We start from the raw sequence: 12834 nt of genomic DNA on the forward strand, positions 1-12834 counted from the left end.
ATCCGCATAAACAGGGCTGTCAGAATCTTTCCCACACATGGTTTCAACCACACTGTGCAAAATTCCGACAGCCCTGCCTGTATTTTTTCATATCTGTATTATATCTATCTTTTTACCGTTTTATTAATCTGCAGCCTTATTTGCGGTTCTTCCAAATCAAAAACATTCCAGCTGCCAGCAGCACCACTCCGACGGCGGCTCCCACCATCCAGTTCGAAGAAGATATTTTCCCCGATCAATTTTATCGAAATCTCTATTTCTATATCTTATACTCTCATAAATAGCAGATTTCTGTTCCTACTCCTGCTCATCCTCTTTCAGCACGTACGGCGTCATCTGGTATACATAGTAATTCAGCCAGTTCGTGTACAGCGTGTTGGACATATTTCTCCATTTCAGCACCGGCATGGAAAATGGATCGTTGTCTGGGTAATAGTTGCACGGTACCTGCGGATTTAAGCCTTTTTTCAGATCGCGGTGGTACTCGTTGTTTAACGTCATGCGATCATACTCTGGATGCCCCTGAACGAAAATCTGGCTTCCATCCTGGTTCATCACCAGAAATACGCCAGCCTCATCCGATTTCGCCAGAATCTGCAATTCCGGATGTTTCAGAATATCCTCTTCCCGGTCTTCCGTGTAACGGGAATGCGGGCAGTAAAAATAATCATCGAGGCTACGGACCAGCGGGATCTTCCGGTTCAAAAGACGATGTCTGTAAATACCGGAAAGCTTTGTCTTTCTCTGATGTTTCTGAATTCCATAATGATAATAGAGTCCCGCCTGCATGCCCCAGCAGATATGAAACGTCGAGGTCACATGCGTCTTGCTCCACTCCATGATCTTCGTCAGCTCGTCCCAGTAGTTGATCTCCTCAAACTCCATATTCTCCACCGGCGCACCGGTAATAATCATACCATCAAAGCGCTTGCGGCGGATCTCGTCAAACGTCACATAAAACTTATTCAGATGCGTCTGCGATGTATTTTTCGAAACGTGCGTTTCCAGCATCAGGAATGAACAGTCCACCTGCAGCGGCGTATTCGAAAGTGCCCGCAGAAGCTGCGTCTCCGTATCCTCCTTGATCGGCATCAGGTTCAGAATCAAAATCTCAAGCGGACGAATATCCTGGCTCATCGCCCGATCCTCATCCATCACAAATATATTCTCCGATTCCAAAATTGCCTTAGCAGGAAGATCCTTTTGTATTTTAATTGGCATGGTTATATATCCCCTTTTTATATAAAATTCGTTTGAATTTTAGGATTCTATTATATACCGATATAATTCATTTCTATTACAATAAAAACTATATCAGCATTCCTAATCATAACACAAGCTGCAAAAAAAAGCCAGCTAAACACTGTCTGGCGTCCGGCTTTTTCACCTCTCTTATAGCTTCAAAAACTCCTCCTCCGAAAGAATCGGCACCCCCAATTCCCGCGCCTTCTTATTCTTCGAGGACGACGACGCCACATCATTATTGATCAGATAATTCGTCTTGGACGTCACGCTTCCGGTCACCTTGCCGCCGCGGCGCTCAATCAGCTCCTGCAGCTCTTTCCGGTTTTTGAAATGTTCCAGCGAACCGGTAATGACGAAATTCATCCCGGCGAATGCCTCATCTGCACCCTCGCTGCTTTCTTCGTCTCCTGCCTCAAAGGTCAGCTCCGCCAGCAGATGATCGACGATCGCATTATTCTTTCCATCCGAAAAGAATGCCGTCCACGCCTGCGCCAGAACTTCCCCGATTCCATCAATCTCGACCAGCTCTTCCACGGTGGCGTGGCGCATCGCCTCAAAATCATTTTTAAAATGACGGCAAATCATCTTGGCATTTGCCAGACCGATGCCTGCAACGCCCAGACCGTACACCATTCTCGGCAGGGTCGTGTGGGACGCTTTCTCAGCCGCCGCAATCAGATTGTCATACGATTTCTGCCCGAATCCGTCCATCTCGACGATCTCTTCCTGATGGCGGTCCAGATGGAAAATGTCCGCATACTCATGAATCATGCCGACGCCGATAAATTTCTCCAGCGTCGCCTCTGAAAGCCCCGCAATATTTAACGCATCGCGGCTTGTAAAAAGAGTAAAACTCTTGATTTTCTTCGCCTGGCAGTCCGGGTTCGTGCAGTAGAGTGACTTTACATCGTTGATCTGGCGTACCTCCGTCTGACCGCCGCACACCGGACATGCCTCCGGAATGTCCCGGACACCGCTGCGCGTCAGATTATCCGCGATCTGCGGAATGATCATATTTGCCTTATAAACCGTAATCCGGTCGCCTGCCCCCAGTTCCAGCGCCTCCATGATGCTGATGTTGTGGACACTGGCACGGCTGACCGTCGTTCCCTCCAGCTCCACCGGTTCAAACACCGCCACCGGGTTAATCAGCCCTGTTCTCGACGCACTCCACTCAATATAGAGAAGCTTCGTCTCCTGAATCTCATCCGCCCACTTGAATGCGATCGAATCACGCGGGAATTTTGCCGTCCGCCCCAGCGACTGGCCGTAGGCAATATCATCATACAAAAGCACCAGTCCATCCGACGGCGTATCATTTTCCGCAATCGCCTCAGAATACATTTTGACCGTCTCCGGCAGCGTCTCTTTTGTCACCTCATGGTACTCTACGACCTCAAACCCCTGTGTTTTCAGCCACTCAAACTGCTCTTTCCGCGAATTTTTGAAATCAATGCCATCCGCCTTTACAAGGCTGAACGCATAAAAATGGACATGCCTCTGCGCTGTGATTTCGCTGTTTAACTGACGCACCGAACCGCTGCATAAGTTTCGCGGATTCTTATATTTCGCATCGACATCCTCGATCTGCTCATTGATCTTCTCAAAATCCGAATACCGGATGATCGCCTCACCGCGCAGGATAAGCTCACCCTGGTAGGAAATATTTAACGGCACATTGACGAACGCCTTTGCATTTGCCGTGATAACCTCGCCGATCTCACCATTTCCACGCGTAACCGCCTTGACAAGTGTTCCATTCTGATAGGTCAGGACGATCGTCAGACCGTCCATCTTCCAGGATAAAAGCCCGGTCTGCCCGCCGAGCCAGTCTGCCAGCTCTTCCACGCTCTTCGTCTTATTTAACGAAAGCATCGGCTTCTCATGGCGCTCCTTCGGAAGCGCGCTGACTACCTCATATCCTACATTCTGCGTCGGGCTGTTCGCAAACACAATTCCCGTCTCTTTCTCCAATGAAACCAGTTCATCATAAAGCTTATCATACTCAAAGTTGCTCATGATCTCCCGGCTCTCCTGATAATAGGCGCGCCCTGCTGCCCGCAGCGTCCCAATCAGCTCCCGTATCCGTTTTGTCTTGTCCTCTGCCATCTATCTGACTCCACCTTTCCCATCGCTCTCTCCAACTACCTCTGAATGCGTTTTCAAGCATTTCTATGCAACCTCATATGTGAACCTGCACTGACTGCCAGACAACATTGTCTCAGCCATTCTTCTTTCCGTTCAAAATATCTTCTAATTTCTGTCTCTCTGCCGCTGTCGCTTCCCGGTACTCGCCTGTTTTCAGCCCATCCAGCGTAATGTTCAGCATCCGGACGCGTTTTAACGTCTGCACCTGGTACCCCAGCGCCTCGCACATCCGGCGGATCTGGCGGTTGAGCCCCTGGGTCAGGATGATCCGGAAACTCGTCTTCCCGGTCTTTTCCACCTCACAAGGACGGGTAACCGTATCTAAAATCTTCACTCCTGCGCTCATCTTCCGGACAAACTCACTATCAATGGGTTTATCCACCGTTACCAGATATTCCTTTTCATGTCCGTAACGAGCCCTTAGAATCCGGTTGACCAGCTCGCCCTCATTCGTCATGAGAAGCAGCCCTTCTGAATCCTTGTCCAGACGCCCGATCGGGTAAATCCGGACCGGATAATCTAAAAATTCTACGATATTTTCTGCCCGATCTTTATCAGAAGTCGTGCAGACAATCCCCCGCGGCTTATTGACCGCTAAAAGCACCGGCGCATCCTTGCCGGACACCGCTACGCCATCGCACGCCACGCGCTGTCCCGGCATCAGCTTCTGCCCGACCTCTGCCACGCGCCCATCGATCGTCACACGCCCGTCCGCGATCCGCCGATCCGCCTCCCGCCGGGAGCAGATGCCCGCCTCGCTCAAAAAGCGGTTTAAACGAATGCCTTCCGTTGGAATCCGGGATTCCTGCTTTTCACCTGGCTGTAATCTCTTGTATGATTTATCATTTTGATTTTTTTGCATTTTATTCATCTCATTTCGATTTATTGTGCCGTAGGATTCCGGCAACCAAAGTATAAAAATTATAACATTTTCGTCCATAGGGTTCAAACAGTTTTCGAAAGAATAGAGAATGTTTCATAGGGTACACTTTCCTATGAAATAAAAAGACCCATAGCACGTTCACTATGAGTCTTTCTTAAACACATATCCTGCTTACTGAATAAACATCGCATCCCCAAAACTAAAGAAGCGGTATCTCTGCCGGATCGCCTCTTCATACGCCGTGAGCACATGTTCTCTGCCTGCCAGTGCGGATACCAGCATGACGAGCGTGGACTCCGGCAGGTGGAAGTTTGTGATCAGGCAGTCCAGAATCTTGAACTGGTAGCCTGGATAAATGAAAATGTCCGTCCAGCCGCTGCATGCGCGGATCGTGCCGTCCTCGGCTGCTGCGGATTCCAGCGTCCGGCAGCTTGTCGTACCGACACAGATAATGCGTCCGCCATTTTTCTTCGTCTCATTAATCATATTAGCAGCGTCTTCTTCGATGCGGTAAAACTCCGAATGCATATGATGATCTAAAACATTTGAAACCTTGACCGGTCGGAAGGTTCCCAGACCCACATGGAGTGTCACATGCGCAATCTTCACTCCCATCTCCTGAATCTGTGCCAGCAGTTCCTTGGTAAAATGAAGTCCGGCAGTCGGAGCAGCCGCGGATCCCTCATGTTCTGCATAAACGGTCTGATAACGGTTTTTATCTTTCAGACGGTGTGTAATATACGGTGGAAGCGGCATCTGGCCAAGCTGGTCAAGAATCTCCTCGAAGATCCCCTCATAGGAGAACTGAATCAGACGATTTCCCTCTTCTACCACATCAATGACGGTTCCTTTTAACAAACCATCGCCAAAATTAATCACGGTTCCCGGTTTTGCCTTTTTACCCGGCTTTACCAGTGTCTCCCAGATATCGTTCTCACGACGTTTCAGAAGAAGAATCTCGATATGTGCATCCGTTCCCTCCTTGCTTCCGATCAGACGCGCCGGGATAACCTTCGTATCATTGATCACCAGACAATCGCCCGGATGAAGATAATTGACAATATCCTTAAACACCTTGTGCTGCATCTCGCCCGTCTTTTTATCCAGCACTAAAAGCCGGGAAGAAGAACGATCTTCCAGCGGATCCTGCGCGATCAGCTCCTGTGGTAAATCATAATAAAAATCTTTTACATCCATTCTTTCTGCCTCTTTTTCTTTCTATCTATAAATCTCTTTATTTTTCCATTCAGTTAGACAAAGTAAAACATTTTAAGGATTCGACGCAGACGGCTCTGTCTCATCCCGCATATACGACGCGCCCTGTTTCATAAATTCCACGCGCTCTTTCAGCGCTTCATCCTGCTCCATCGCCGCATCCATTGCTTCATCCGTCTGCTTGCTGAGAAGGCGCACATCCTCATTGACCGACAGCTCTTCAAAATACTGCGTCAGCTCTTCGGACATTTTCCCGTCATCGATCTGCCAGCTTCCGTCCTCCGCCCGGATCGCATAGATCCGCACCAGACTCGGTGCCGGTGTCTCCACGCCCGTATACAAAATCTCATAATACACATACGCTGCCATCTCGCCGTCCCTAAGCCCCGGCGTCGTATAACATTTCACATTCTGGTACCCGGAAATGTACTGCTTCTGTTCTTCAAATTCCTGACGGTAGTGTTCTTCCTCACTCGTATCCTGTGAGGTAAACAACTTCACAAACGTATCCATATCACAGTCGGAAACCGCCTGAAAATAAGTATTCATCAGCTCTGTGATCCCCGGCTCGCCATTCTCTGTCAGAATACATCCGCCAAAGTCCTGAATATATTCTTTCGTGTCCGGCTCAATCACCATTCCAGATCCACCTGTATCCACCATTTCTGCCGGTAAGCCATCCTTTTTCCCCAGAATGTTTGTTATTTTCCCGGAAAACATCGCCACCGCGCCAATCAGAATCAATACAATCACCGCCGCAAGCAGCATCACATAGCGGCGCAGTTCCCAGTCCGTTCCGTTCTTCCGGCTGCGTCCCGGTTTCTTTTTCGGTTCTCCCACCCGACCGCCTCCTGACTTATTCGATTGTTAATATTATAGCGGTGATTTGGTTACTCGGCAAGCGGTATTTCCGAAAAAAAACTTGCAATTTTCTAAATATTATAGTATCATACAAGTAATGCGTCTGTAGCTCAGTGGATAGAGCGCCGGCCTCCGGAGCCTGAGGCGTAGGTTCGATTCCTATCAGACGCATTCTTAAAAAGCGACAGCGGAGATATCTCAGCCGTCGCTTTTTGCATTATTCATGATAAAAGGAGGACCCTTCCCGTGGAACTCATACACGTTTCTGGAAATACAGACTGTCTGCTTGGCAAAACAGCCATCGGCGTCTACCGCATCGACGACACCCGCTGCATCCTGTTTGACAATGGTTACTCAAAGGAATATGACGAGCTGGTCGGCTCTCTGAAAGACGCCGGGCTGACCCCGGCGGGGCTGATCGTTTCCCACGCGCACATCGACCATCATGGAAACAGCAAACGCCTGCGCGAAGCCTTTCAGATTCCACTGGCTATGTCGCTTGGCGAAGCCGGGCTGATCGCCTCCCAGGCGGCGCTGGAACGGTATACCAATTATTTCGGGCGCTCCGAGGAGGAAAAGGTTTCCATCGACACCGAGCAGCGCTGCCCGGTTGACTGTATCATCCAGCCGGAGGATACTTCCGTGACACTCTGCGGCGTAACCTTCCCGGTTCACCATCTGCCGGGGCATTCCCTCGACCACATCGTCATCGGCACACCGGACGGCGTCTGCTTTGCCGGAGACGCGCTTTTAACCGAAAATGTCCTGCGTCACGTCAAGCTTCCATACTGCGACCACGTCGGTCTGGATCTGGAAAGCAAGGAAGCAATCACAAAACTGCCTTACCAGCACTGGATTTTATCGCACAAAGGTCCATTTGATGGCAATATCCGGGAACTGGCGGACAAAAATATGGATCTTGTCCGTCTGCGTCTCGCAGAGCTGGCAAAGCTTTTGCAGAGACCAATGACGCGTGATGAATTTTATCAGGAAAGCCGACGCCTGATCGGAATGCACATCGGTACCTACGACCAGCTCATCCGTCAGGAACGCCACCTGCGCCCATATCTGGAACAGCTGGTGATCGATGGGACGGCACGGCTGGAAGTAAAGAATGACACCATATATTTTTGTTTGAATGAATAAACTCTTTCTGCATGAATTTTCACTCTCCTGTTGTTATCGTTTCCGAAAATACACACACGCCACCGCAAATCCCAAGATTCCCGCTCCCATCACAGCGAAGCGGGAATATGTCTTTAACAGCACCAGAATACGTTCCCACGATGCCCCCGCCACCGCGCCGGCTCCGATGAGTACCGTATTCCAGATAAGACTGCCCGCTGTTGTCAGAAGGAGAAACGGCAGCAGTTCCATCTTTGCCATCCCCGCCGGAATCGAGATCAGGCTTCGGATGATCGGAACGAACCGGCAAAAAAAGACGGCTGACCGTCCCGTTCTCTCCAGCCATCCGTCTGCATCTTTCACATCATCCGCTTCTACTCCCAGCCGTTTTCCCCATGCCCCGCCCAAAAATGCATAAAACTTCTGCACGGGAATATGCCGCCCCAGCTCATACAGAATCAGCGCCCCCAGCACCGAGCCCGCCGTCGCTGCCAGAACTGCCCCGGCTATGTTCATCCGTGTATATGTTGTCATAAATCCACCAAAGGTTAAAATCACTTCCGACGGGATCGGCGGAAACAAATTCTCAATTAGAATCAGGGCAAACATTCCCACATATCCGTATGAACTTAAAAGTTCCAGCACTATATCACGCATGATATATCGCACTCCACGTTATTTCCACATATTCTATTTATTTTATGCGGAATGGAAAAAATCCAGGCATCTAATTTTCATTTTTCATGCCCGGATTTTAATTAAACCTAGAGAATCATCACATCCCCCACGGCCCCCGTATCCGAGAACTCTGTCCACTCGCACACATTGACCGCGTGATCGGCGATTCGCTCCAGGTACTTGGCAACCATCAAAAGATCGACTGCCACATCGGATTTATCCCCGTCTTTTTTCAGAAACTCAATCACTTCCCGTTTTACCCGTTCAAAGAAGGCATCGATCAGATCATCCCTCTGTTCGAATGTCTCCGCCGTCTCGGTGTCACGCTGGGTAAACGCGTGAATCGCATCCTTTACCATCGTTTTCACATTTGCCACCATGGCCGGAAGATGTTTGCTTACAAGACTAATATCTGCATCCTCCAAACGCAGGGACAGATCGGCAATGTCCGCCGCCTGATCGCCCATCCGCTCCAGATCGGTCACTACCTTCAGTGCCGTCGAGATATGGCGCAGATCGCTGGCAACCGGCTGCTGCTTTAACATCAGCATCAGGCAGTGTGTCTCGATCTTTCGTTCCATATTGTCCACATCCCGGTCGCCTTTGATAACCTTCTGTGCCAGCTCTTCATTATGCTCGGTAAGCGCTTGAAAACTACTGTCAATCGCATCCTGCACCATCTGGCTCATCACGTTCAATTCCTGATTCAGCCCTTCTAACTCCTGTATAAATGCCTCTCTCGTCGCCATCCCGTATCTCCTCTCCATCTCCCCTGTTTTCTGCCCAGAAAATTTCCACTTCTGAACAGCAAACTGATTTTCTACTTATTTTTAAATCCTCAATCTTACGCCTATCATCCAAACCGTCCGGTAATATAGTCTTCTGTCTTCTTTTCACGCGGATGCGAGAACAGATCCGTCGTCGGTGCATACTCGACTACCTCTCCTACCAGGAAAAATGCCGTATAGTCCGCAATACGGGTCGCCTGCTGCATATTATGGGTAACGATGACAACGGTATAATTCTTCTTGAGTTCGCCCATCAGATCCTCGATTTTCAGCGTGGAAATCGGGTCCAGTGCCGAGGTCGGCTCATCCATAAGAAGAATCTCTGGCTCAACTGCCAGCGCACGTGCGATGCAGAGACGCTGCTGCTGTCCACCGGAAAGTCCCAGTGCAGAACGTTTCAGGCGGTCCTTGACCTCATCCCACAGGGCCGCGCCGCGCAGACTCTTCTCTACGATCGCATCCAGCTCTGCCTTTCCCTTGATACCGTGAATCCGCGGTCCATACGCGATATTGTCATAAATACTCATTGGAAATGGGTTCGGCTGCTGAAATACCATGCCAACCTTCTTGCGAAGAAGCGTCGTATCGACCTTCGGATCGTAGATATCCTCGCCGTCGATCAACACCTTTCCATTGATTGTCACATTCGGCACCAGATCGTTCATGCGGTTCAATGTCTTTAAATAGGTAGACTTACCGCAGCCGGACGGTCCGATAAACGCTGTGATCTGATTTTCATATATATCCAGATTGATATTTTTTAATGCATGATTGTTTCCATAGTACAGATTCAAATCCGACGTAGAAATTTTTGTCTCCATATCATTTCCTCATTTTTTACTTTATTTTAATTTTGTCACATCAAACCGGCTGGTCAAAAATCTCGTCAGCAGGTTGATTCCCAGCACGATAATCAGAAGCACGACCGCGATTCCAAACGCCTGATCGTATTTTGCTTTCTGCATCGACAGGTAGAGCTGGATGGTCAGCGTGCCGCTCGACTCAAACAGTTTTCCAAACAGGTTTTTCGGAAGCTGGAAGCCGCTTCCGGCAGTAAACAGAAGCGCCGCCGACTCGCCCACGATACGGCCAATCGAAAGGATGACGCCGGTCAGAATACCCGGTGCCGCGCTCGGCAGCAGGATTGTCCGGATCATATACCATTTCGTTGCACCGATTCCCAGCGCGCCGCTGCGGTAGCTGTCCGGAACGGTTTTGAGTGCTTCCTGTGTGTTCCGCGTAATCAGCGGAAGCACCATCAGGGTCAGCGTGAAGGATCCGGTCAGAACCGAATAGCCCAGCTTCAGCGTCATTCCGAAAAAGACCATACCGAACAAGCCAAAAATAATCGACGGAATACCGGACAGGATCTCGGTTGTAAATTCAATCGTCCGCACCAGCTTTCCCGGCTTTGCGTATTCGTTCAGATAAATGGCGGAGCCGATTCCGATCGGCGCTGCAATGATAAGGGTAATTACAATGATGTAAATCGTGTTGATGATATTTCCCAGAATACCAAAGGTGCCCTTTAAAGAACTCTGCACCGTGGACAGAAACTGCCAGGAAACCTGCGGCAAACCGCGCACAAACACATACCCCATGATGCCAACTAACAGCGCGATCGCCACGCCAGCTGCCAGATAAATCAGCGCTTTTAAGATATTGTCCCCGATGCGGGTGCGCTTCTGGTAAATACTTTTCATACTATTATCGGTCATCTGCGCCGCCCTCCTTCACAAACATCCGGCTGAGCACCGTGTTGATAAACATGATAAATACGAACAGCACCAGACCGATGGTAAAGAGCACTTCCCGGTGAAGTCCCTCTGAATAAGACATTTCCGCCACGATCGCGGTTGTCAGGAAACGGACGGAGTTAAATGGGAGCGGCAGATTGACTGAACTTCCAGATACCAGGCTGATCGCCATTGCCTCCCCGATCGCACGTCCGCAGCCTAAAACCACCGCCGTGATGATGCCGGAGTGCGCCGCCGGAACGATTACTTTGAAAATCGTCTGGATATGCGTTGCACCGAGTGCCAGCGATGCGCTTTTTAAATGTTTCGGGACTGACCTAAGCGACGCCTCACTGATATTGATGACGGTCGGAAGAATCATGATTGCCAGAACCAGAACCGCCGATATCAGGTTCGCACCGCCGGTAAATTGATGCGTCGTGGAACCGGCAAAGATTTTCATTTCCAGCTTATACATCAGGGGATTTAAAATCAAAATTCCTAAGAGTCCGTAGATAACCGACGGAATACCTGCCAGAAGCTCAACTGCCGGGCGGACCACTGCCGCTACCTTCGGCGGCGCAACCTCTGCCAGAAAGATGGCGGTAAACAGCCCAATCGGAACACCGATCAGGATCGCCAGAAAGGTTCCGACGATGGAAGTTAAAATAACGTAGAGAATTCCGAAAGACGCCGGATTTCCAGTCGGCTTCCAGACGGTTCCAAATAAGATTTCCGGAACACCCACCTTAAAAAGTGCCGGGGTACCGCTGATAATCATGTATAAGGTAATTGAAAAAACTGCCACCACCGCCAGCAGGCCGCAGGCGGTAAAAATAATTTCCGCTGCCCTCTCTACCGCTGATTTCGTGGCATGGCTTCCAAAAATGGTAAATTTCTTTTCGTGCATATGTCTCTCCTGTCTCGGATTGAACAGCGAGCCGCTTCCGGTCAAAGCAGAGTTTCCTTTCTGCGGCTTGACTGCAAGCGACTCGATATTATTTGAATCTATTCAATATTATATGTATTCGTGAATTACTGATTTTTCTATCCTTACCTGTTTTCACCGGTAATTTTATCCACATTCACAAATTCCGATGCAGTTTCTTACTTCGTAGTAATCAGGCCTACCGATTTAATCAGGTCATCGCCTTCTGCAGAGTATACATAGTCAAACAGCGCCTGTACCAGCTCGTTCTGCTCAGAAATTTCTCCCTTGGTTGCCATAACGAATGGACGGCTTAAGAAATAGCTGCCTGCCTTGATGTTCTCCTCCGTCGGCTCTACATCATCCAGTTTAACTGCCTTAACGGTATCATCGACTACATCCAGGGAAACGTATCCGATGGAACCCGGTGTAGATGCTACTTTTGCCATAACTGCACCGGTGGAATCCAGCTCGTTTGCATATTTGCAGGCATCTTCCAGACCCAGAAGCTCCTCAAATGCGCCTCTTGTACCGGAACCTGCTTCCCGTCCGACTACGACAATCGGCATATCGCTGCCGCCTACATCCTTCCAGTTTGTGATGCTTCCGTCGTAAATGCCGGTCAGGTCATCCTTGCTCAGACCATCTACAGCGTTGGACGGGTCAACGACAACGGCGATACCATCGATAGCTACGATATTTTCAACAGCACCTTTTGCTTTCTCATCATCCTTTAATGCTCTGGAAGAATCACCGACATCACACTGACCTGCCAGCACGGACTCGATACCTGCGGAAGAGCCGGTAAATTCAGCCTGTACAGTCACGTTCGGATATTTCTCCATGAACGTTTCTGCCAGTGCATTTGCAAATTTTTCCATCGAAGTGGAACCTGCCAGGGTGATAGAACCACTCAAATTTTTTGCATCTGCGCTGTTCTCGGTTGTATCTGCTGCTGCATCACTTTCAGCTGCGCTGGTTTCTGCGCTTGTGTCTGCTGCACTTGTATTTGTATTGCTGGAACCACATCCTACCATTCCAGTTGCCAGAACGGCTGCTCCTAATACTGCGATTGCTTTCTGAACATTTTTCTTCATAATAAAATTCCTCTTTCCTCTCTCTTTTTTCTCTCAGAGTTTTTTATCTTTGATTTCTTACAGTACGCAGTATAAAAGATTCCTGGATTTACAGAAATCATATTTTGGTATCGTTTATGTAAAATTTGGG

12 protein-coding genes and 1 tRNA gene are annotated in these 12834 nt (G+C 49.3%); 2 read left to right on the top strand and 11 right to left on the bottom strand.

The features are described from left to right. Positions 1 to 297: 297 nt before the first annotated feature. The 5 genes from metA to DW720_RS13280 all read right to left on the bottom strand — a co-directional run bounded on the left by metA (position 298) and on the right by DW720_RS13280 (position 6331). The gene (gene metA, locus DW720_RS13260; protein WP_118652781.1) at positions 298 to 1221 is read right to left on the bottom strand and encodes a homoserine O-succinyltransferase; all 924 of its coding nucleotides are present in this window, start codon (positions 1219 to 1221) and stop codon (positions 298 to 300) included. Positions 1222 to 1392: 171 nt separating this feature from the next. Further along, positions 1393 to 3354 carry an NAD-dependent DNA ligase LigA gene (gene ligA, locus DW720_RS13265; RefSeq protein ID WP_118742965.1) on the bottom strand — a complete coding sequence of 654 codons (1962 nt, stop codon included), beginning with the start codon at positions 3352 to 3354 and terminating at the stop codon, positions 1393 to 1395. 112 nt (positions 3355 to 3466) lie between these two features. Then, on the bottom strand, positions 3467 to 4255 hold the full coding sequence (locus DW720_RS13270) for a pseudouridine synthase (protein ID WP_118742964.1): 789 nt from the start codon (positions 4253 to 4255) through the stop codon (positions 3467 to 3469). Positions 4256 to 4447: 192 nt separating this feature from the next. Then, positions 4448 to 5473, bottom strand: a complete 1026-nt coding sequence (queA, locus tag DW720_RS13275; RefSeq protein WP_107001497.1) for a tRNA preQ1(34) S-adenosylmethionine ribosyltransferase-isomerase QueA — start codon at positions 5471 to 5473, stop codon at positions 4448 to 4450. A gap of 72 nt (positions 5474 to 5545) precedes the next feature. After that, positions 5546 to 6331 (bottom strand): hypothetical protein, encoded by a 786-nt coding sequence (locus tag DW720_RS13280; protein ID WP_118494285.1) that lies wholly within the window; start codon positions 6329 to 6331, stop codon positions 5546 to 5548. Between the two features lie 120 nt (positions 6332 to 6451). Between DW720_RS13280 and DW720_RS13285 the strand changes: the two genes are divergently transcribed. Further along, positions 6452 to 6523: transfer RNA gene (locus tag DW720_RS13285), tRNA-Arg, on the top strand. Positions 6524 to 6598: 75 nt separating this feature from the next. Continuing rightward, positions 6599 to 7498 (top strand): MBL fold metallo-hydrolase, encoded by a 900-nt coding sequence (locus DW720_RS13290; protein ID WP_182436553.1) that lies wholly within the window; start codon positions 6599 to 6601, stop codon positions 7496 to 7498. A gap of 33 nt (positions 7499 to 7531) precedes the next feature. Here DW720_RS13290 and DW720_RS13295 read toward each other — a convergent pair whose 3' ends face one another. The 6 genes from DW720_RS13295 to DW720_RS13320 all read right to left on the bottom strand — a co-directional run bounded on the left by DW720_RS13295 (position 7532) and on the right by DW720_RS13320 (position 12704). Further along, the gene (locus DW720_RS13295; protein WP_118638582.1) at positions 7532 to 8134 is read right to left on the bottom strand and encodes a DedA family protein; all 603 of its coding nucleotides are present in this window, start codon (positions 8132 to 8134) and stop codon (positions 7532 to 7534) included. Between the two features lie 107 nt (positions 8135 to 8241). Further along, positions 8242 to 8904, bottom strand: coding sequence for a phosphate signaling complex protein PhoU (gene phoU / locus DW720_RS13300; RefSeq protein ID WP_118742962.1), 663 nt, complete (start codon positions 8902 to 8904; stop codon positions 8242 to 8244). A 104-nt stretch (positions 8905 to 9008) separates the two neighbouring features. Then, positions 9009 to 9764 carry a phosphate ABC transporter ATP-binding protein PstB gene (pstB, locus tag DW720_RS13305; protein WP_022359895.1) on the bottom strand — a complete coding sequence of 252 codons (756 nt, stop codon included), beginning with the start codon at positions 9762 to 9764 and terminating at the stop codon, positions 9009 to 9011. A gap of 21 nt (positions 9765 to 9785) precedes the next feature. Next, positions 9786 to 10661 carry a phosphate ABC transporter permease PstA gene (gene pstA, locus DW720_RS13310; RefSeq protein WP_118742961.1) on the bottom strand — a complete coding sequence of 292 codons (876 nt, stop codon included), beginning with the start codon at positions 10659 to 10661 and terminating at the stop codon, positions 9786 to 9788. Beyond that, positions 10651 to 11589 carry a phosphate ABC transporter permease subunit PstC gene (pstC, locus tag DW720_RS13315; RefSeq protein WP_118743028.1) on the bottom strand — a complete coding sequence of 313 codons (939 nt, stop codon included), beginning with the start codon at positions 11587 to 11589 and terminating at the stop codon, positions 10651 to 10653. Before pstC ends, pstA begins: the two co-directional genes overlap by 11 nt. A 197-nt stretch (positions 11590 to 11786) precedes the next feature. Then, on the bottom strand, positions 11787 to 12704 hold the full coding sequence (locus DW720_RS13320) for a phosphate ABC transporter substrate-binding protein (RefSeq protein WP_118523121.1): 918 nt from the start codon (positions 12702 to 12704) through the stop codon (positions 11787 to 11789). Positions 12705 to 12834: the final 130 nt, after the last annotated feature.

The organism is Clostridium sp. AM27-28 (genome assembly GCF_003480955.1).
In the GTDB taxonomy this organism is placed as follows: domain Bacteria; phylum Bacillota; class Clostridia; order Lachnospirales; family Lachnospiraceae; genus Otoolea; species Otoolea fessa.